The following is a 20,844-nucleotide window of genomic DNA, read 5'->3' on the forward strand; positions in this document are numbered from 1 at the left end:
CAAAGCAAAAAAATGGGCGCTCAGCGCCCATTTTTTATCACAGCACAAATTAGAACTCGTAGCTGTAGCTCAAACTAATCACCCGCCCTACTTCACGCGCTTGCACGGTCACGCCGCTTTGGGTTACGTCTTGATCTTCACCCAATAAGTTTTGCACCTTCAAGCTGACTTTTGAATTAAAGTCAGGATAGTAGTTATAGACCAAGTCAAGTGATTGGAACGGTTGCTCGTAAGCATCGCCACGACCACCGATACCAGCCGCTAAGATACGCTCACCAAACACGTTGTAGACCAACGAGCTCGAATGATTGCCATTGGCAGAATCGTAGCTCAACTGGAAGTTCGCAACGTACTTAGAGTGACCTGTCATACGCTTGGTTGGATTGGTCAAGTTACCCGCTAGAGCTGGGTCAATGACAGCCTCTGAATCACTTAAGGTTAAGTTACCGGTGGTGAAGAAACCATCCGACAAATAGCCCAGGTCATGCAACCACTCAAACTCAATACCATATACTTCAGCCGCTTCGCCGTTGACATAGTTCAGCGTGTATTCTTCGTCACCAACGCTTAATACCGACTCGATTGGACGCGAAATATCCTTATAGAACAGTGATGCCGTGTAGTTATCACCGTTGTCCATGTAATACTCAAAACGCGCATCGTAGTTCTTCATCGGGCTGCTTTGTAGGCCAGCACGACCAACGGTACGAATATCCGTGATTGGGTCGAAATACACTACTGGCACGGTTTCACGAATATCTGGGCGCACCACAGTTTCGGCATAACCGAAACGCAGCTGATAATCTTCGCCGCCAATGTAGGTGAACGACAACGCCGGGTAGAAATCATCCTCAATGGTGGTACCGTTGAGAATGCGCTCTGGCGAATAGAAGGTTTCGATATCAGTACGGTCAAAGATCAAGCTGGAGGTCGCTAAGCTGACTTGCTTGAACTCTTCCCACCGGATACCGCCGGCTAAACGCCAATTATCGTTGAGGTAAGCATCAAACGAGCCGTAATAGGCATCGATTTTCTGCACCGCAATATAATCATCCGCACCTGGCGCGGTTGGTTCGCGATACGACAACTCAAAGTTGTTAGCCGCAATGCGATCATCGGTTAAATACTGGGTCGCACCTAATACGTTGCTCAACGAGTCGCTGACCACAAAGTTCAGGCCTGAACCGTTATCCATGGCAAAGCGGTCGGTGGTGTAATAACGCGCTTTATCGGTAAAGTCATAACCGCCACGTAACTCAATATCCATACCCGCCACAGTGACTGGTAAAGAGAAGTTACCTGAGTACGATTTCACGTGATCTTCCATGTCCACGTATTGATACACCGCACGGTTATCATCGCCGGTTACGATGGTGCTTTGGTAGTTACCTTGGCCATCGTATAAGTCATCGAAGCGATACGAGATATCGGTTGGGATATCCGTTTCAGCGGTTGATTCAGTGTATTGCCAATCAAAGCCAATACCCCACCAATCTAAGAAGGTGTGCTGACCGCGGAACTGGTCGATATCCAAGGTACGCTCTTCGTAGCGGAAAGCGTGCTCACGGTTGGTCAAGCCAGTACCCACAATAGTCTTCAAGTTACTACCGTTCGGGCTTTGCATGATACCAAAATCAGACTCGCCTTCGGCATCAGCCAAGTACAGCTTGGTGTAGTTGATGCTGTGGGTATCGAGTTGATAACCAACACTGAACACCCCATTCATGCGCTCAGTTTCGGTGGCTTTAGTGGTTTCAGCGATGGTGTTGTAGCACGAGTTCGCCAACTCTTCGAGAGTATTCAGGGTAGTGGCACAGCCGGCTTGGGCATTTGGGCTCAATACCGCATTAGTACGCTTCGAGACATCCCACTTGGTGTCGTAGGCGCCGGCTAACAAGAAGCCGATGCTGCCACCAAAGAAATCTTCATCGAAGCTATTACCGATACTGGCTTTAATGCTGTAGTTCGGCGACAACGACTCTTCTTGCAAACCGATAGTACGCGGCAGCGAGCGAGCCAGGCTTTGGTTAATAGCACGCGCTTGTTGACTCGCGGTAGCCTCGGCGTTATTGGTAAAACCATTGGTATCAATAATGTTACGCAGGCTGAAATCGCCGCGATAACGCACAATCGCAGTACCGATATCCGCTGGGATACCCGCTTCGTTGCGGTTGTAGGTAAAACCATCACGAGCATTACTGTTCTGACCTACGCCAAGCTCAATATTGAACTCAAAATCTCGCGGCGCAGTTTTGGTGCGAATATCAATGTTACCGCCACCGAATGCTGCTGGCATAGCCGGTGAAAACACCTTCTGTACCGACATACTTTCAATAATCGATGATGGAATGATATCCAACGGAATAACGTTACGGGTTAAATCTGGGCTTGGAATGTTAGCGCCGTTTAAACGTGCGCTTGAATAACGCTCACCTAAGCCACGAACATAAACATACTTGCCGTCAACCAGGGTTAAACCAGTCACGCGGCGTAATGCCGATGCCGCATCACCGTCGCCGGTACGGGCTAATTGTTCAGCACCTAAAATATCGGCAACGAACGCTTGATTACGACGTTCTTCAATAACCGCAGCAGCACTTCCTTGCAACCGTGTACCCGTTGTTACCACTTCTTCAATGGTATCGTCGAGCTGTTCCGTCTGCTCTGGGTCTTGCGTTTGTTGCGGTTGCTCAACTTGCTGAGCGTAGACTGAACTGCTTGCCAGCAGAGCTAAACTGACCGCTAATGCCAGCGGTTTGAGTTTATAATGAGTACTCATGTGCAACTCCTGCGTTAAGTAAAGAGGTAGGTGGCACCTGCCACCTACCCTACGAGGGTTTTTGCTGGACTAATTAGTCTTGCTCGGCCGCCGCTAACGCAGTTTGTACCCAGCGGTACCACTCTGAGCTGGTGTCAGCATTGGATAATGCACCAATGAAGTTGACGCTATCAAAGAAGGTGCCGTCTAAGGTAGACAGGTCGTTTGCAGTGATAGTGATGTCTGGTGATGCCATGTTGGTTGAGAAACCGTCAGCATTGAATACTGTGGCGTTACCACCGATACGCTCGTTGCTACCCGCGTTGTCAAACCAGTCTTGACGCGACTCACCGCTCGGTAACAAGGCCGCTGATGAGAATTCGTTTTCAGCAACACAAGCCATCACTGAGTTGAAGAAATCTAAACCGTTTGCTACGCCAGCTTCACCGTCAGTGGTAAAGAACACACAGCGGCTGTCGTTGGTTGCAACGTCATCTTTCACTAACAAGAAGTTATACAATTGGCCTTGGAAGTTATCGTCAAACTTAGTCGCGATTGATTTAGCGTTGTCACGCGTTGATAAGCCATCGGTGGTCACAACAGTCACGTTAGCGATGTTTGGACGTGATGCTGGAGCTTGTGAGTACGCAGCGCCTGAGTTGCTTTCGCCGTCGGCTTCAAAACCACCGTTACCCATGAATACGTCAGTACCGTCAACGTTTACAGTGCCGTGCTTGATGTACAAGAATTGCGCGTTACCCTGCCAGCCAGCGTCGATATCGATTGAGTCGTCTTGGGTGTCAGTTACAACAACGTGCTTGATGTTCGCAGCGCCACCGAAGAATTCGATACCATCATCGAAACCTTGGTGAATATGAATGAAGTCGTAGGTAGAGCCGGAACCAACAGCGTTCAAAGTTAACGAGTTTAAGTCGTCACCGTCGCCACCAGCACGTGGGCCTGAGCCAGCGTACATGATTTTTACATACGACATAGAACCGCTGTCATCGGCGTTGTTGTTGCCGCCGAAGTGGCTGACAATACCTTCTGAAGCGACGTTACAGGTGCCGCCATCGCGCTGTGCGTCAGTACACTGGTTAGTGATACCTTGACCGTTAACGATGATGCCACCCCAGTCAGCAAAGCGTGGGCCGCTGCCAACTACGTCAAAACGGGTAAAGGCGTTGGCTGAAGTGAAGCTGATTGGCTTAGCGAAAGTACCGATAGCGTTCAATTTAGCGCCACGGCCTACACGTACAATGGCTTCACCACTGGTGAATGCTAATACTGCACCTGGCTCAACAGTAACGACTGGGCCGGCTTGGTTAATGGTACAACCGGTAGTGGTTTCACAATCACGGCCAATCAACAGCGCGCCATCAAATACGTGTACGCCGCCATCTGGCAATTCTACAAAGGTGATATCTTCAAGGATTTCAACGTTACGACCAGCAAACTCTAAGTTATATTCACAGTCACGACCATCAAATGCACCTTGTACGCCGTTATTCTCTGCACATGGGTTCACATCGGCAGGTGGAGTTGTTGGAGGTGGGTTGGTGACGTTAGAAGTGTTGCCTGAGTTGTTGGTGCTGTTGTCGTTAACCGTTGGGTTAATCGAGATATCACCACCACAGCCGGCTAATACAAGCGCCGAGGCAATGGCGGTTACTTTGAAGATAGATTGCAATTTCATGAGCTTTCTCCGGTCTTGAATTGGTATAGGATCAAAAGACTGGAGGAGCATAAAAACTTTACATTACAGAAACGTGACAATTGCTCGTTGTCACAAAAGGTTCACTGAATTGAAACTAAACTGTCGTGTTGAACAATCAGGGCATCGAGCCGTTCAAGTAATGCAAAAGTTACTGTAAGCGGCTGATTATCCTCGCTATGCTCATTGCGACGACTGACCCCATCAACACTACCATGAGCACTCAAATAGGCAAAAATGTCATTCAGCGGCAAATGTTCTTGCCAGGGTTGTTGACGTGCTGCACAGCATAACATCACCAACGCATAGGCTGCCCAATTCGACACATCGGCAATGACTAACTCATCAACAGTTGTGACGCTAGGTTTAATGGGCAGTTGCGCTAAGGCCTGATAAACATTACCCATACCAATTTCATTACCGCCATCACCAATGGCGATAGTTGGGCAGCTAGCCAAGCGCATAAAATAGTCAAAACAACCACAGCGCTGGCTGATATCTTCACCGCGCATATTATAGTACCGATTATCCGCAGCGAGCCCCGGGCGCTCGATGGATATCACCAGCTGTGGTTGCCACAATGCCAGCTGCTCACGACTATAGTCCTCAGCCGCGGCTAACGCATTGAGCGGTAATTCAAGACAACGGAAATCGGCACTTAGTTTGCCAAATAGTGGTTCACCACAGACCAAAGTAGCTGCAACACCCTGCTCTTGCAGGTACCGATAGAGTGCGATTGCACCTGCTGGACCATCCGTTTCAAAGGTGCTCAACACCGGAAAGCCCGTACCGATCAATACTGGCCCCCGCACATTTAAGAGCTGCTCGGCGGCTCGACCTAGGTAACCGCTTGGTAATGCCTGACGTAATAACTGCATACCGCGCAAATTGGCGCTAACTAGCACTTCTTCAAATTGCTCGGCGAGGGTCAACCAGCTGCTGTACTGCATATTAAAATGCAGCCATGTGTTGGTTAAGTAGGTCTGTGATGAGCATGTGCCCGGGCGTATGTGTAATACATATATCTGGTTGCGCCCGCATAATTGCTTGCTGAGGGGTCACGCCACAGGCCCAAAAAAGCGGTACCTCGCCAGCCTTAATAGTCACCGCATCGCCGTAATCTGGTTGCGCTAAATCACTAATACCCAACTGACTCGGATCGCCAAAATGTAGCGGTGCGCCATGCACCGCAGGAAAGCGACTACAAATCTGAATAGCACGAATAGCATCAGCTGGAGTCATTGGCCGCATACTAACTACGAGCGGCCCACTGAAAGCACCCGCTGCTGCAGTAGAGCGGTTAGTAACGTACATCGGTACATTTTTACCTTCGCTGATATTGCGAATTTCGAGACCCGCAGCAATGAGAGCTTGTTCGAACGAAAACGAACAACCAATCGCAAAGGTGACCCAATCATCTTGCCACAGCGCCAGTAAATCAGTGAGCTCACGCTCTAACGTGCCGTTGCGAAATAAGCGATAGCTCGGCACATCGGTACGTATATCGAGATCTGCGGCCAGCGCTGCTAACCGGTAGTCGCCAGGCTCAGCCACCGCAATGAGTGGACAAGCTTTTGGATTGCGCTGGCAATAGCGCAAAAAATCAAACGCGTAGCGCTGTGGCAAAATGACAATATTGCATTGCACATAACCCTCGGCTAGACCAGATGTGTGCTGTCGCCATTTTCCCGCACGAATCTGTTGTCGCCAATAACTAGGGGTGGCCACCGCGGCGGCTGATTCAATTGCCATGAAAGAACTCCGATTAATGGTATTACGCCGCTTAACATCAACATAAACAACTCTGACTGTTAGGCTAATTGCTCGACAAACTAACAGACCAGTGCGAGCATAGCAGCAGTGATCAGATTAGCAGTACTTGCGTATAGAGATCTAGCCGTAGCTGCTTAAATAGAAAGGACCAAGCAATGCAGACGAAACGAATTTTCATTACCGGTGGTGCCAGTGGTCTAGGCTTCGCTATTGCCCAAGTGTGTGCCCAAGCTGGCTGGCGAGTGTGTATTGGTGACCGCGACGCAGAGCGCGGTCAAGCTGTCATCGCCAGCCTGCAACGGTTGCAGGCGGAAGCACAGTTTGTGTGTTGTGATGTGACGAAAATGAGCGATCTACAACAGGTTGCCGAGCAGCTGCAGCAGCTCTGGGGTGGCGTAGACGTAGTGGTCAACAATGCCGGGGTAGCCCAAGTAGGCAAACTCAAGCAAACCAGCCTCGACGATTGGCAGTGGATTATTGATATAAACCTGCTTGGAGTGGTGCGTGGCTGCCAAGCCTTCATGCCGACCTTTACCGCGCAAGGTCAGGGTTATTTCGTCAATGTGGCCTCTATGGCCGGCTTGTTGGATGTCGCCAATATGACCGCTTACAACGCTACCAAAGCGGCGGTGGTCAGTTTGTCGGAAACCCTGCAGAATGAACTGGCGAAAGACAATATTGGCGTGACTGTGGTGTGCCCGTCGTTTTTCCGCACCAACTTAGGTGATGGCATGCGCACCAGTATTGATGGCATGCCGGCTAAACTCGATAAACTGATGAGCGCCAGCAAACTCAACGCCAACGATATTGCTAAGCTGATTTTACGCTGTATTGAACAGCGTAAATTCCATTGCTTACCGCACCGTCAAGGCCGCACGGCCTGGTACCTGAAGCGCTTTTTACCGCGCAACTGGTACCGGCGCCTGCTTCACTCGCGAATGAGATAAAACTGTTGTTGGCGGCCATGTAAGTAATGCACTTGCTGGCCGTCAAACCATGAACTTTCCTCAAGCATGATCACCACGTCCTGACCCCAGTCGTCACTGTAAAAAGTGTTGTTCAATTCAATTGAATGTGCGGTATTTGGGTAGAGCGGATACTCGCCAGTGACCGGAATAGCGCGCTGGGCATCCCACATACCAATGGTTGGCCCCACCGCATGGCCATGATAGCCAATCGGGTGACTGTAAATAGACGGGCGCAAACCCTGCTGTTTGGCTTTAGCCAGCGCGGTTAATAGAATCTCATTGCCGCTACGAGCAGTGACAAACTCCGCCGTCAGCGTGTCTTGTAATTGATTACCAGCCGCTAATGCCTGTAACAATGAGGCTGGTGGCGCGCTTTCGCCGGTGCGCAGCACATAGGCATGTTGCTGGGTGTCGGTATTTAGGCGCATGTAGGTTACACCGATATCCACATGCAGCAAGTCACCGGCCTGCACCACCGCATTGCTTAAACGCGGATTGCCATCGCCTTGGCGTTGCAAGGTCACCGTGGGCGGAAACCAGGCACCCAGCTTCATTTCGTAGATACGCTCAAGCATCCACCATTCCAAATCGGTGGTGGTGGTCACACCTAATTCAATCACCGCGTCAGAAAAACCCTCAGCAATCACCTGCTGCGCCCAACCCACGGCATCTTGGTAATGGGCAATTTCAGCCGCGGTGCGCGTCTCTAGCCAGCCTACCGCCAGCTTCTCAGCACTCACCACACGCTGCTGATAAGGGGCAGGCAGATAAGCCAACAGGGTTTCTTTCTCCGAGGCAATCAGACCATCGGCGGCAGCAAAACCCGCCGACTGATTGACACCAATGCGCTGTGGCTGGCGTTCAACAATCAAATCGATCAAACGCTGCCATTGATCCGGCTGTTGTTCTGGGTCCCAGGCGCTTTTAAACACCTCACCCACGTTATAGCGAGCCACCGCCAAGGCCTCAACGCCACGGTCCACGCCTTGTTCATCAATGCCACGATCAAATAACACCAACATGGTGCGACGACGGGCCTTAAACCAGTCGCTAGGCAGCATGGTTTTAAGCACCGGATCTTCATTGTTTTCGCGGCTGATGAGCAGCCACATATCAATGCCCTCGCGGCGCATCAGCGCCGGCGCAATAGTGGCGAACCGCTCGGCCAAAATGGCATCCAGTGCCAGCGCCTGCTCGCGCGCCGATAGCGGTTGCTTAGCCTGCGCCGCACTTTGATTCGGCCACAGTAGCGTCATAGACAACAAAAATACTAACAATAAGCGAAAAATTGTATTCATTATGTGAATGCTCGCAATTTAATCAATACATTAGACGAATAACGATAACAAGCCTAGTCTGAGTTCATTAACACGCTCACAACAAATGGACGAATGATGACCGACTTTAAACCTGTTGCTGGCCTTACTATGCCTACCTCAAGTGCCTTGGTACAAGCGTTATTTACCCCAACCACCCAACAATTTTTAGTCACCTTGGTCCGCCGCTTTCGGCCACAGCTGCGGCAGTTGCTGTTGCAGCGCAGCGAGCGCCAACGCGCCATTGATAACGGCGCGCTGCCCGACTTCGATGCGGCCACCGCAGGTATTCGCAGCAGCGATTGGCAGATTGCGCCACTACCCAAGGATCTGCAAAAACGCCGACTGGAAATCACCGGCCCGGTAGATCGCAAAATGGTCATCAACGCGCTCAACGCTGATGTGGATTGCTACATGGCCGATTTTGAGGATTCACAATCGCCGACCTGGCAGGGCTTGCTGGAGGGGCAGCTCAACCTGCGCGATGCTAACCGCGGCGCGATCAGCTATGACGACCCAACCAGCGGTAAGCACTATAGCCTCAATGATCAGAAGGTGTTGCTGATTGCCCGCGTGCGTGGTTTGCACCTGCCCGAAAAGCACGTGTTGGTGGATGATGATGTGATCCCTGGCGCGTTGTTTGATTTTGCCCTGTACTTTTGCCTGAACTATGAACAGCGCAAACAACGCGGCACCGGCGTGTATTACTACCTACCCAAGCTCGAGCACAGCGACGAATCGGCCTGGTGGGCCGAAGTGTTTAGCTTTACCGAGGACTATTTTGTGCAGCAACGCGGGCTGATCCGCGCCACCGTGCTGATTGAAACGCTGCCGGCAGTGTTTCAGATGGACGAGATCTTGTATGTGCTGCGCCAGCATATCGCGGCGCTGAACTGCGGCCGCTGGGACTACATTTTCAGCTACATCAAAACCCTAAAAAATCACCCAGACCGGGTGCTGCCCGACCGCCAGCAAGTGACTATGGCGCAGCCGTTTTTGCGCGCCTATTCACGCTTGCTGGTATACACCTGTCACCGCCGTGGCGCGCTGGCCATGGGCGGTATGGCGGCGTTGATTCCGAGCAAAGACGCGGCGGCGAACGCGCAGATCCTAGCCAAAGTGCGCGCTGACAAGGAGCTCGAGCGCGACAACGGCCATGACGGTACCTGGATAGCCCACCCAGGCTTGGCGGCCACCGTGCGCGAGGTGTTTGTGGATGGCCTTGATGGTGACAATCAATTGCATGTGCTGCCCGGTGATGCCGCTGCCATTAAAGCTGACGAGCTACTAAAGCCGTGCGGCGGCGAGCGCAGCGAAAGCGGCATGCGCAGCAATATTCGGGTGGCGCTGCAGTACATTGCGGCGTGGATCAGTGGCAAAGGTTGTGTGCCCATTTATGGGCTGATGGAAGACGCCGCCACAGCGGAGATCTCGCGCGCCTCGATATGGCAATGGATCAAACACCAACAAGCGCTGGATAACGGCGAGACGGTGACCGTTGCGCTATTTCGCCGCTACCTGAGCGAAGAAGCGCAGGTGGTGCGCACAGAAGTTGGCGAGCAGCGCTGGCAGCAAGAGCGCTTTGATGACGCGCTGCAGTTACTAGACGACATCACCACGGCCGAGCAACTGACCGAATTCTTGACACTGCCCGGCTACCAATTACTCGATTAAAGCCCCAATACCTCAACAAGGACTACGCTCATGACTACGCAATCAGGTAAGCAATCAGGCACGCTCTCTGCCACACTCTCGCAACAACAACAGCAGCAAGCGCAAGCGCTGCAACAACAATGGCAACAAGACCCACGCTGGCAAGGCATTAGCCGCGGCTACTCAGCGCTGGATGTGATCAAACTACGCGGCAGCGTGCAACCGCAGTACACCTATGCGCAGCGCGGCGCCGATAAGCTGTGGCACTTAGTCAATGGCGGCGCCAGCGCCAAGTTCGGCAAAAATTACGTCAATGCCTTGGGCGCACTCACCGGCGGCCAAGCGGTGCAGCAGGTTAAAGCGGGCTTGCAGGCGATTTATTTGTCGGGCTGGCAAGTGGCGGCGGACAATAACAGTGGGCTCAGCATGTACCCCGACCAATCACTGTACCCGGTCGATTCAGTACCCACGGTGGTGGAGCGTATCAACAATTCCTTTGCCCGCGCCGACCAAATTCAGTGGTCCAAAGGCATCAGCAGCGACCAACCCGGTTACATTGATTACTTCGCACCCATTGTAGCCGATGCCGAAGCGGGTTTTGGCGGGGTGCTGAACGCCTATGAATTGATGCGCAACATGATCAAAGCCGGTGCCGCCGGGGTACATTTTGAAGACCAACTGGCGTCGGTGAAAAAGTGCGGGCACATGGGCGGTAAAGTGCTGGTGCCGACCCAAGAGGCGGTGCAAAAGCTGATTGCCGCGCGCTTAGCGGCTGACGTAGCCGGCGTACCAACGCTAATTTTGGCACGTACCGATGCCAATGCCGCCGACCTACTCACCGCCGATGTTGACCCCAACGACCAACCGTTCTGCACCGGCGAGCGCACAAGCGAAGGCTTCTACCGCGTTACTCCGGGCATTCAACAAGCCATTTCACGCGGCCTCGCTTATGCGCCCTATGCCGACTTACTGTGGTGTGAAACCGCCAAACCGGATCTGGACGAAGCGCGGCAATTTGCCGAAGCCATTCATGCCAAATACCCAGGTAAGCTATTGGCGTATAACTGCTCGCCATCGTTTAACTGGAAGCGCCACCTCGATGACGCCACCATTGCCAAATTCCAGCGTGAACTCGGCGCTATGGGCTATGCCTTCCAGTTCATTACGTTGGCGGGCGTGCACAACATGTGGTACCACATGTTCGAACTGGCGCATGACTATGCCCGCAACGACATGGCCGCCTACATTAAGCTGCAACAACAAGAGTTCGCCGCCGCCGACAAAGGCTACACCTTCGTCGCGCACCAACAAGAAGTTGGCACTGGCTACTTTGATGACATCACCACGGTGATTCAAGGCGGCAGCTCATCGGTGACCGCGCTGACCGGCTCCACCGAAGAGGAACAGTTCGCTACCCACAAATAGTTGTGTAAAAGCCGTTTTAACGCAGGTTGAAACGGCTTTTTTATGGTAGGATGCGCGCGATCAAATACCCCTCCCCGCTCGTGTCGTACAGAAGGACTATTGTGCATGTGGAAACTTAGCCTACTTGCTCTGGTGTTATTGCTGATCAGTGCCCCAGCCGCTGCTGCAGCCGGATCACTCGATCTCACCACCTCAACCGCTGGTATCGTTGCCATCATCATCTTCACCGCAGCCTATTTGCTGGTGATGGGCGAAGAACGTTTGCACATGCGCAAATCGAAGCCGGTACTGGTCGCCGCCGGTCTGATCTGGATCATCATTGGCTGGACCTATGCCAATAACAACCTACCGGGGCTGGCCGAAGACGCATTTCGCCATAACCTGCTTGAATTCGCCGAGCTAATGCTATTTTTGCTAGTGGCCATGACCTATATCAATGCCATGGAAGAGCGCCGCCTATTTGATGCGCTGCGAGCCTGGATGGTAAAAAAAGGCTTTAGCTATCGGCAGTTGTTCTGGTTATCGGGCGGTTTAGCCTTCTTTATCTCACCGGTTGCGGATAACCTGACCACGGCATTATTGATGTGTGCGGTGATCATGAAGGTGGCCGAAGGCGACAAGAAATTTATCAGTTTAGCCTCTATCGGTATTGTCATCGCCGCCAACGCTGGCGGTGCCTTTAGCCCATTTGGCGACATCACCACCTTGATGGTGTGGCAAGCTGGCATGGTGACCTTCTCAGAATTCTTCGCGTTGTTTATTCCGTCAGTGATCAATTACCTGGTACCGGCCTTGGTCATGAGCTTCTTCATTGAAAATAAACAGCCGAGCGCGGTAGAAGAAGAGGTGGAATTAAAACGCGGTGCCTTGCGTATCACCACCTTATTCTTGCTGACCATTGCCACCGCTGTGGTGGGCCATATGTGGCTGCACCTACCGCCGGTGATGGGCATGATGATGGGCCTGGGCTACTTGCAATTCTTCGGCTACTACCTGCGTATGACCTTACCCGGCTCACTGGCACGCAAACGCGCACACGCCGAACGCGCCGGCGATATGAAACGTCTCGAGCGCTTAGGCTCGGTAGTACCTTTTGATGTATTTAGCCGAGTGCAACGGGCCGAGTGGGATACCCTGTTATTCTTCTACGGCATCGTGATGTGTGTGGGCGGCTTAGGCTTTATGGGCTATTTGTCGCTGCTATCAGAAACCCTCTACACCGATTGGCACCCAACCTATGCCAACGTGGCCTTGGGGTTAATGTCGGCGGTGATTGATAACATTCCGGTGATGTTTGCGGTGCTGTCGATGCAGCCTGATATGTCGCACGGTCAATGGTTGCTGATCACGCTAACGGCCGGTACTGGTGGTAGCTTGCTGTCGATTGGCTCGGCCGCTGGGGTAGCCTTGATGGGGCAAGCGCGCGGCTACTACACCTTTGCTAGCCACCTCAAATGGGCACCGGTGATCTTGCTGGGCTATTTCGCCAGTATTGCCGCCCACCTGTGGCTAAACGAGGCGCTGTTCTAACAGCGCCTGAACATCTGCTCAGCTGCGCCTAACAAAGCGCAGCTGCTGCGGATACGGAAACACATCACTCACCTCACCGGCCTGCAGCAATTGTTGCTGAGCACACCAATACTCTGGCGTAGCCAAATCGGCATGATAGCGCATAAATAGTTCGCGGAGTTTCGGCTGGGCAATGGCATACAACGGTAATTGCGCCGGGAACACATCGTCGGGGCCAACCGCGTACCACGGTTCGTCGGCCAGTTGCTGCTCGTAGGTTTGCGCTTGCGGTATGGCGCGAAAGTTCATCTCGGTTAAATAGCGCACTTCGTCGTAATCGTAGAACACCACCCGATGATAACGGGTTAAACCAAAGTTTTTCAGCAGCATGTCGCCGGGGAAAATATTGGCGGCAAGCATGTCCTTAATGGCTTGGCCGTAATCCAGCATCACCGCTTCGGTTTGCTCGGGCGAGGCAATCTCTAAGAACAAGTTCAGCGGGATCATGCGCCGTTCAACAAACAGCTGCTTGATGATCAGCATGTCGCCATCGTGCACCAAGCTGCTAGCCACGGTGTCTTCTAGCTCAGCCATCAGCTCTGGCGAGATACGCTCACGCGGAATGGCCACGTTGGCAAATTCATAAGTATCAGCCATGCGCCCAGCGCGGTCGTGCTGCTTGACCATGCGATAGCGGTCAATCACGGTTTGCCGACTGAGCGACTTGCCGGCACCAAACTGGTCTTTAATCACTTTAAACACAAACGGGAACGATGGCAGAGTAAACACCGTCATCACCATGCCCTTAATACCGGCGGCGGCAACCAGTTGGTCGCTACTGGCATGCAAGTGGCTCAAAAAGTCGCGATAAAACTCGGTTTTACTCTGCTTGTGCAGGCCAATAGAGGAATACAATTCGGCCAGAGTTTTATGCGGCATCAGCTCTTTTAAAAACCGCACCAAGGCCGAAGGGATCTCGGTATTGACCATAAAATACGAGCGCGCAAAGCCAAAAATCACGTTCATTTGCTCGCGCTCGGTGATCAGCGCATCCACGTACAAGCAGCCATTGTGGTCGCGCAGTATCGGCACAATAAACGGAAACACGCGGTCGGTGCTGACCACCCGACCCACCAAATACGCTGCTTTGTTGCGATAAAATGGTGATTTCAACACATCAATGCGCAACTGGTAGGGATTTAACCTGCCACTGGCGGTTTGCTCGGCAAAGGCTTGGCGCAGCAGCCGCACATCTTCGGCTAAGTTGGCAAAAGGCGCGCCAAAGTCGTTGTCGGAGAGCAGCGCCGCCAAGGCCTTTTTCATGCCTTGGGCCACCGGAAAGTAGCTACGCAGCTCGGTTTCTAGCGCCAGCGGCAAGCGTTCGGTGAGAGTAGACTCAACAAAGATAAAATCGTTATGAAAATAGCGCCGATGGAATAAATTACAGAACACCGAGTTGTAGAAGGTCTCGGCCAGTTCAGCTTGCGGGTGAAATTGCAGGTAATTTTGATATAGCTGCCGCGCTTCTAGCCAGACCGCTTGGTCTAATGCGCCGTCGGTTAAGCGCTCGAGTTCGGTGGTGGTTTCCGCCACGCGCTGATCATACAAACTAATGCGTGCCATGGCGGCTTGCTGCCCGGCGCGCCAAGCACCAGCGGCAAAGCGCTCGCGGGCGGCGCTGGTGACCTGCTGAAACAACCGGTAGTGGCGGTGAAAGCCTTGTAAGATTTTGCCGGCGTAGGTTGCCGCTAAGTCACCGGCGCTGTTCGAGGCAGTCTCAGCCATGAGTTGCGGTTTCGACCACCAACTGGCGGAACCAGCGATGGCCGGCATCGTGCTGCAACAACGGGCTCCAAATCATGGTCAAATCAATAGCCGGAATGGCAAAAGGCGGCGCTTTCACCACCAGCTCAGGGTCATCTTGATACAGTAACGCTGCGCGGCTCGGCACCGTGGCCACCAAGCCTTGGCGGGCCAAGTGCAGCGCCACGTGGTAGTTACGGGTAAATACTTTAATGCGGCGCTTGTGGCCAATGGCGGCGAGGGCTTCATCGACCCAGCCGAGCTTTTGTACATCGTGCGGGTCCATGCCCACGCCAATACCAAAGCCAGTTTTACTCACCCACACGTGCTCAGCGCGCAGATAGCCGTCTAAGTCATAGTGCTTCAGCAACGGGTTATCGCGGCTCATCAAACAAGAAAAACCGTCATCCCACAGCTGCTTTTGGTGAAACGACTGCGGCAGCTTGTCAAAGCGGTTAATGGCGATATCCACTTTGCCATTTTCAACATCGTGAAAGCTGATATCGCTGGGGGTCATAATATCTAAGGTGACATGCGGCGCTTGCTTGCTCAACGCACCCAGCAACTTGGGCATTAGCGTAGAGGCGGCATAATCGGACGCCATAATACGAAATACGCGGTCGGTGGTGGCGGGATCAAACTCCCGTGCCGGTTGCACCATTTCTTCCACCGCATAGAGAATATGCCGCACCGGCTCTTGCATGCTCAAAGCCACTTGGGTGGGCATCATGCCATCGCTAGTGCGCACTAAAATGGGGTCGTTGAGCAGGCTACGTAAACGCTTCAAACCGTTGCTCATAGCCGGTTGGGTAATATTCAGCTGAGCCGCGGCGCGGGTAACATTGCGCTCGCGTAAAAGCACGTCGAGATAGACCAGTAAGTTGAGATCGATATCTTTGATGTTATTCATAGAAAAAATAAATCCCGCTATACGAATATAGCGGGATTATAACGCGCTTTCGGCAAAACGACAGCGTTTACTCTTCCCCGTCTATTCCTCCCAATGGAAAGCCTTACGCTCGCGTTTCACCGGGAACAGCTCATCCATGGTGTTGGCATCGAACAAGCGGCCATTGACCATAGTATGAGTGACGCGGTCGGTCTGGCGAATGTCGGTGAGCGGGTCGCCATCAATGACAATGATATCGGCTAACTTACCGGCTTTCAGTGAACCAATTTGGTGGTCCAAGCCAAACTCAATGGCCGGGTTGATGGTGGCGGTGGCCAGTGCTTCCAGCGGCGTCATGCCGCCTTGCGCCATCATCCAGATCTCCCAATGCTGGGCCAAACCTTCACGCTGACCGTGCGCACCCGCCACAACGGTTACGCCCAAATCATTCAAACGCTTGGCAACGCTGGCGTTGTTGAAGTGGTTGTAATGGTTATGCGGCGCTTTTTCACGGCGCATCGCCTGCCCGACTACCGCTTCTTGCGGCACAAAACGCTGCATTTTCGGGTGCAACCATACGTCGGTTTCGGCGTACCAGTAGTTCTCACCCCAAATACCACCGTAAGCCACCCCTAGGGTTGGCGTATACGCAGTACCGCTTTGCGAATAGAACTGCTCGACGTCGGCGTAGATTTCTGCCACCGGCAAGGAGTGCTCAATGGTAGTGTGACCGTCGGCGATCATGCTGAGATTGTGCTGCATCAACGAGCCACCCTCTGGCACCACCATCACGCCCAACTCGCGGCCAGCCTGAATAAACTGCTGACGCTGGTTACGGCGCGGCTGGTTGTAACTCTTCACCGAGAACGCGCCGACTTTGGCTAAGCGCTCAATGTGGAACTTGGCGTCATCGAGGTTATCCACGTGAGCGGTGTAGCCTGGGCCATTAGCACCGTACAAGATAGTGCCGGTCGAGAAAGTCCGCGGCGCCACGATAGCACCGGCTTTTTGCAGCTCGCTGGCGGCAAAAATCTGCGTGGTATCGTTGGACGGATCGTGAATTGTGGTCACGCCAAAGGCTAAGTTAGCGAAGCTTTCCCAGTTTTGCTGCGGAATAATCTCCTGCTCGCCTTGGCCGCCGTGGGCATGGCCGTCAAACAAGCCTGGCATCACGGTTTTGCCGGTGGTATCAATGACTGTTGCGCCCGCAGGCACCGCTACATCGCCCACCGCGCCCACGGCCACAATGGTATTGCCTTTCACCACCACAGTACCTTGGGCAAATACTTGATCGCCTTCCATGGTCAGCACTTGGCCACCAACAAACGCCACGGTTTGCTCATGGTTGTAGGCATCGGCATTAAAGCTGATATCCATACCATTGCTGACGGTGCTGAACTCACTGGCGTTGGCCGGAATATCAAACAAGCCGGCCACTGAAGTGTGGTACAGCTCTGGCCCAAGCGACCAATACAGCGCTTTGCCATCGGCGGTCCAAGAAATGCTCTCACCCGCGCGGGCTGACAATTGCTGCACCGGGAATTGCTTATCAGTTGGGCCAATTTTGATCGGCGCGCCGCGCTCTACAAATGGCGTGACGAATACTTTAAAGCGCTCAGCAAAGGCTAAGTGCTTGCCATCGGGCGATACCCGGAACTCGGTGGCATGCTCAGCTTGATACAAGGTGCGGCGTTGCTTGGTGGTCAAATCAATGGATTGCAGCGCGCGCATACCATCAAAACTCATCACATAAATGCGGTCATTGCGGTCACCAAACTGCGGCTGAGTACCACCGTTGCTGATGAACTGCGGCGCTGATTTGCCGTCGGTGGCAATGTGGTACAAGCCCGGCTCTAAACCATAGCTGCTGTCGGTTAAATAGCCACCGGAGAACTTACGATAGACCAAAGTTTTGCCATCAGGGCTAAACACCGGCTCAACAAACTTACCAGTGCCGGTGGGCAACACGGTTTCGCGGCCCGAGCGCAGATCGCGAATAACGATCTGGCCTTGGCGCTCATCGTTCCAAGTCACATAAGCCAGCTTGCTGCCATCGCGCGAATAGCTTGGGTACAACTCAAAGGCATCGCTGCGTTTGGTTAAACGCTCTGGCTCACCGTTTGGCAACGGGCGCGTGTACAACTGCCCTAAGGCCTCATACACCACCTGCTTGGCCGATGGCGCTACTTGCACCATACGCAGCATTTTCACCTTGAACTGCGGGTCGTCAATGTCTTGCTGGAAGCGCAGCGCAGTTTGAATTTTCTTGGTGGTTTCCACGCTAAACGGGATCACCTTGGTGCTGCGGCTGGCTACGTCCAGCTGCATGATTTTGCCGTCGGCCCAGAAAATCATCGATTTGCTGTCGGGGCTCCAATCCATAGTTGGGTACACGCCATGAATAGCCCAGGTTTCTTGCATGTCGCGGTCCAGCTGCGAATACAAACGGGTCTGCTCGCCTGAGGCTAAGTCATACAAAAACAATACGCTGTTGAAATCTTCGCGCTTGATAAAGGCTAAGTATTTGCCATCCGGTGATGGAGTTGGGCGAATAGCACCGCCAGCGCCGGACAAAATCACGCTGATATCGCCGGTTTCACGGTCATAGCGCTTAATTTTGTAGATGCCTTCTAGCGAATCTTTGCTGTAGTGAAAGGTTTTGCCTGGGGTGTCATCTTGGGAGAAATAGATATAGCGGCCATCTACAGAAAAGGCCGGCTCGCCCAAGTCTTTCTGGTCGTTGGGGCGCTCAGTTAGCATCACCCCAGAGCCACCGTTGCGGTGGTACATCCACACTTCGCCGGCACCCAGTGAACGCTGCGCGGTGAAATGCTTACGCGCCACTAAGTAGTCACTATCTGGGCTCCAAGCTGGGCTGTTGAGCAAGCGGAAAGTCTCTTTGGTGACCGCGCGCGGCTCGCTGCCATCGGCGTTCATCACCCAAATATTGTCGCCGCCATCGGCATCGGAGGTAAAGGCAATGTACTTGCCATTGGGCGAATACACCGGCTGCATGTGCCAAGCAATACCGCCAATCAACAGTTCAGCATCGCCGCCGCTAGCTGGAATACGGTAAATATCACCGAGCAAATCAAACACAATGAATTTGCCATCTGGGCTCATGTCCAGATTCATCCAGGTGCCTTCGGTGGTTTTAATGCTGATGTCTTTGAATTCGCCTTGCGGATTATTCACATCCCAAGCGCTATCAGTTTGGGCTTGCACGGAGAATGATAAAGCGACGCTGACCGCAATGGCCAGCGCAGATAATGTCTTCATAACGGAACCTTTCGTTTTTTATTTTTTAGCAATGACCCATACCGCATGCACGATGCCGGGAATGTATCCCAAAATGGTAAGAACGATATTTATCCAAAAATGTTTGGTCACACCCACTTGCAGAAATACACCTAATGGGGGCAGTAAAATGGCAATCAAAATTCGAATAAAATCGTTCATGAGTCTCGTCCTGTTGTCGTTAGTATTTAGCGGGTTCGCCACTAGCAGGAATAGTCTCTTTAATGAATTCGCGCAAGTCTTCGTTGCTCAAACGCAGATCTTCATTACGCAGATACATCATGTGACCGCTGCGGTAGCCTTTAAAGCTCAGGCGGTCGGCCATTTTGCCGCTCGGATCAATGTGCCACATGTTGTACTTGGCATCGAAATAGTTGGTAGCGCCATCGTAGTAGCCTGACTGAATCAACACGTTCAGGTACGGGTTTTGCGCCATGGCCTGACGCAAGTTGGCGCCGGTGTTGTCGTTGTTGCGATCCCACGGATGCACCGGGCCAAACATGTTGTATTTGAGGTCGGTTTTGTAACCTAGCTCTTCACGCAGGTAATAGTTGATAGCCGGCGTGAACGAATGCAACCACGAGGTCAGCTCGGAGTTGTAATCAGGGCGCTCACCCACGTCTTTTTCATCCAGGCCCAAATAACGCGAGTCTAAACGGCCGACGGTTTGGCCACGGTCACGCAGCAACTCTTTCCAGAAATACTGGGTGCTGACATCTAGGTTAGAACGCAGCACTTCGGTGACTTTCAAGCCCGAGTACTTGGCCACTTGCTCAGCAATGCGTTGCTTGTCGGCAGCGCTTAACATCGCGCCTTTGGCGAGTGCTGGCAGGTATTCATCCAGGGTGAAACGCTCCACTTCGGGCAATAATTCCAGCAAGTCTTTGCTTTGCAGATCAGCGCTCAGGGCTTTGTGGTACCACGCGGCCGCAGCAAAATACGGCAGGCGGTTGGCGGCTTTGACCGGGCCATCGCGCTCAATACCAATGTCGGTTGGTGACACTAAGATCACGCCGTTTAAGTACATCCACTGACGGTTTTGTAGCTCTAGTGCCAAGCCCGATACGCGGGTGGTACCGTAGCTTTCGCCAATCAGATACTTCGGCGAGCGCCAGCGCTCGTTGCGAGTCACAAAGGTGTTGACCCAATCGGCCAGATATTTCACGTCAGCATTGACGCCAAAGAACATCTTCTGCTGCTCGTCGCGGCTGGGCATTTTGCCATCAGCGCCCGGTAGCACGCGCGAATAGCCGGTATTGACTGGGTTCACAAAGACAATGTCGGCCACATCTAACACCGAGTACGGGTTATCTTTCACCCCGTAAGGCATGATCGGGAAGCCTTCATCATCAACGCGCAGCGACTTCGGCCCAGTGTAGGCAATGTGCATCCACACCGAGGCAGAACCAGGGCCACCGTTGAATGAAATCAACAGCGGACGGTTGTGCGGCTCTTTCACTTCAAGGCGCTGATAATAGGTGTAGTGCAACGCGGCAATGGCATCGCCCGCCTCGTTGAATACTGGCTGGGTGCCGGTGGTAGCGCGGTAGCGGAAGCGCTCGCCATTGATTTGCGCGCGGTGCTCGGTGACGACTTGCTCTTCAGCGACAATTTTAGCGCTGGGTAGCTCGGCAGCATGAATAGGTGAAGCGGTAAGAAATAACACTGCCAATACGGCTGGCAGCGCAAACGGGTAGCGGATTTTAGTTAGCATGATAAACGCCCTGTTGCGAATGGTT

At 52.9% G+C, this 20,844-nt stretch carries 14 protein-coding genes; 4 read left to right on the forward strand and 10 right to left on the reverse strand.

The features are described 5' to 3' along the window. Positions 1-49 precede the first annotated feature (49 nt). The 4 genes from EFO84_RS07630 to EFO84_RS07645 form a co-directional block, all read right to left on the reverse strand. Complete coding sequence (locus tag EFO84_RS07630) at positions 50-2,779, reverse strand: TonB-dependent receptor plug domain-containing protein (RefSeq protein WP_127347471.1); 2,730 nt, start codon at positions 2,777-2,779, stop codon at positions 50-52. A gap of 73 nt (positions 2,780-2,852) precedes the next feature. After that, a complete protein-coding gene (locus EFO84_RS07635; RefSeq protein WP_127347472.1) occupies positions 2,853-4,454 on the reverse strand; it encodes a hypothetical protein in 1,602 nt (533 codons plus the stop codon). Between the two features lie 101 nt (positions 4,455-4,555). Continuing rightward, positions 4,556-5,422 (reverse strand): glutamate cyclase domain-containing protein, encoded by an 867-nt coding sequence (locus EFO84_RS07640; RefSeq protein ID WP_127347473.1) that lies wholly within the window; start codon positions 5,420-5,422, stop codon positions 4,556-4,558. 1 nt (position 5,423) lies between these two features. Continuing rightward, positions 5,424-6,224, reverse strand: coding sequence for a putative hydro-lyase (locus EFO84_RS07645; protein ID WP_127347474.1), 801 nt, complete (start codon positions 6,222-6,224; stop codon positions 5,424-5,426). Between the two features lie 176 nt (positions 6,225-6,400). Between EFO84_RS07645 and EFO84_RS07650 the strand changes: the two genes are divergently transcribed. Further along, positions 6,401-7,192 (forward strand): SDR family oxidoreductase, encoded by a 792-nt coding sequence (locus EFO84_RS07650; RefSeq protein ID WP_127347475.1) that lies wholly within the window; start codon positions 6,401-6,403, stop codon positions 7,190-7,192. On the opposite strand, the gene EFO84_RS07655 is transcribed toward EFO84_RS07650, so the two are convergent. Continuing rightward, a complete protein-coding gene (locus tag EFO84_RS07655) occupies positions 7,174-8,511 on the reverse strand; it encodes a M24 family metallopeptidase (RefSeq protein WP_127347476.1) in 1,338 nt (445 codons plus the stop codon). The two genes, EFO84_RS07650 and EFO84_RS07655, sit on opposite strands and share 19 nt — an antisense overlap. Before the next feature lie 96 nt (positions 8,512-8,607). On the opposite strand from EFO84_RS07655, the gene aceB reads away from it, so the two are divergent. From aceB to nhaD, 3 genes are all read left to right on the forward strand, one after another. Then, entirely contained in the window at positions 8,608-10,203 is a 1,596-nt protein-coding gene (gene aceB / locus EFO84_RS07660; RefSeq protein ID WP_431355324.1) for a malate synthase A, read from the forward strand. Positions 10,204-10,233: 30 nt separating this feature from the next. After that, positions 10,234-11,607: an isocitrate lyase gene (aceA, locus tag EFO84_RS07665; protein WP_127347478.1), complete on the forward strand. Its 1,374-nt coding sequence runs from the start codon at positions 10,234-10,236 to the stop codon at positions 11,605-11,607. A gap of 105 nt (positions 11,608-11,712) precedes the next feature. Next, positions 11,713-13,137, forward strand: coding sequence for a sodium:proton antiporter NhaD (nhaD, locus tag EFO84_RS07670; RefSeq protein ID WP_127347479.1), 1,425 nt, complete (start codon positions 11,713-11,715; stop codon positions 13,135-13,137). 18 nt (positions 13,138-13,155) lie between these two features. Here the strand turns inward: nhaD and aceK are convergent, their stop codons facing one another. The 5 genes from aceK to EFO84_RS07695 all read right to left on the reverse strand — a co-directional run bounded on the left by aceK (position 13,156) and on the right by EFO84_RS07695 (position 20,819). Then, the gene (gene aceK, locus EFO84_RS07675) at positions 13,156-14,901 is read right to left on the reverse strand and encodes a bifunctional isocitrate dehydrogenase kinase/phosphatase (protein ID WP_127347480.1); all 1,746 of its coding nucleotides are present in this window, start codon (positions 14,899-14,901) and stop codon (positions 13,156-13,158) included. Further along, entirely contained in the window at positions 14,894-15,829 is a 936-nt protein-coding gene (locus EFO84_RS07680) for a LysR family transcriptional regulator (protein ID WP_127347481.1), read from the reverse strand. The genes aceK and EFO84_RS07680 overlap by 8 nt, the downstream gene beginning before the upstream one ends. Before the next feature lie 81 nt (positions 15,830-15,910). Continuing rightward, positions 15,911-19,087 carry an amidohydrolase family protein gene (locus EFO84_RS07685; RefSeq protein ID WP_127347482.1) on the reverse strand — a complete coding sequence of 1,059 codons (3,177 nt, stop codon included), beginning with the start codon at positions 19,085-19,087 and terminating at the stop codon, positions 15,911-15,913. 18 nt (positions 19,088-19,105) lie between these two features. Continuing rightward, positions 19,106-19,267: a YqaE/Pmp3 family membrane protein gene (locus EFO84_RS07690; RefSeq protein ID WP_127347483.1), complete on the reverse strand. Its 162-nt coding sequence runs from the start codon at positions 19,265-19,267 to the stop codon at positions 19,106-19,108. Positions 19,268-19,286: 19 nt separating this feature from the next. After that, on the reverse strand, positions 19,287-20,819 hold the full coding sequence (locus EFO84_RS07695) for a S10 family peptidase (protein WP_127347484.1): 1,533 nt from the start codon (positions 20,817-20,819) through the stop codon (positions 19,287-19,289). Positions 20,820-20,844 lie beyond the last annotated feature (25 nt).

This window comes from Pseudidiomarina mangrovi (assembly GCF_003999375.1).
GTDB lineage: Bacteria > Pseudomonadota > Gammaproteobacteria > Enterobacterales > Alteromonadaceae > Pseudidiomarina > Pseudidiomarina mangrovi.

What these genes read in the sequence shown, in the direction of transcription:
- aceA (WP_127347478.1), top strand. Translation starts at nt 10,234, where the DNA reads ATGACTACGCAATCAGGTAAGCAATCAGGCACGCTCTCTGCCACACTC.
- EFO84_RS07635 (WP_127347472.1), bottom strand. Translation starts at nt 4,454, where the DNA reads ATGAAATTGCAATCTATCTTCAAAGTAACCGCCATTGCCTCGGCGCTT.
- aceK (WP_127347480.1), bottom strand. Translation starts at nt 14,901, where the DNA reads ATGGCTGAGACTGCCTCGAACAGCGCCGGTGACTTAGCGGCAACCTAC.
- EFO84_RS07690 (WP_127347483.1), bottom strand. Translation starts at nt 19,267, where the DNA reads ATGAACGATTTTATTCGAATTTTGATTGCCATTTTACTGCCCCCATTA.
- EFO84_RS07645 (WP_127347474.1), bottom strand. Translation starts at nt 6,224, where the DNA reads ATGGCAATTGAATCAGCCGCCGCGGTGGCCACCCCTAGTTATTGGCGA.
- EFO84_RS07630 (WP_127347471.1), bottom strand. Translation starts at nt 2,779, where the DNA reads ATGAGTACTCATTATAAACTCAAACCGCTGGCATTAGCGGTCAGTTTA.
- EFO84_RS07650 (WP_127347475.1), top strand. Translation starts at nt 6,401, where the DNA reads ATGCAGACGAAACGAATTTTCATTACCGGTGGTGCCAGTGGTCTAGGC.
- EFO84_RS07685 (WP_127347482.1), bottom strand. Translation starts at nt 19,087, where the DNA reads ATGAAGACATTATCTGCGCTGGCCATTGCGGTCAGCGTCGCTTTATCA.
- nhaD (WP_127347479.1), top strand. Translation starts at nt 11,713, where the DNA reads ATGTGGAAACTTAGCCTACTTGCTCTGGTGTTATTGCTGATCAGTGCC.
- EFO84_RS07640 (WP_127347473.1), bottom strand. Translation starts at nt 5,422, where the DNA reads ATGCAGTACAGCAGCTGGTTGACCCTCGCCGAGCAATTTGAAGAAGTG.
- EFO84_RS07680 (WP_127347481.1), bottom strand. Translation starts at nt 15,829, where the DNA reads ATGAATAACATCAAAGATATCGATCTCAACTTACTGGTCTATCTCGAC.
- EFO84_RS07655 (WP_127347476.1), bottom strand. Translation starts at nt 8,511, where the DNA reads ATGAATACAATTTTTCGCTTATTGTTAGTATTTTTGTTGTCTATGACG.
- EFO84_RS07695 (WP_127347484.1), bottom strand. Translation starts at nt 20,819, where the DNA reads ATGCTAACTAAAATCCGCTACCCGTTTGCGCTGCCAGCCGTATTGGCA.
- aceB (WP_431355324.1), top strand. Translation starts at nt 8,608, where the DNA reads ATGACCGACTTTAAACCTGTTGCTGGCCTTACTATGCCTACCTCAAGT.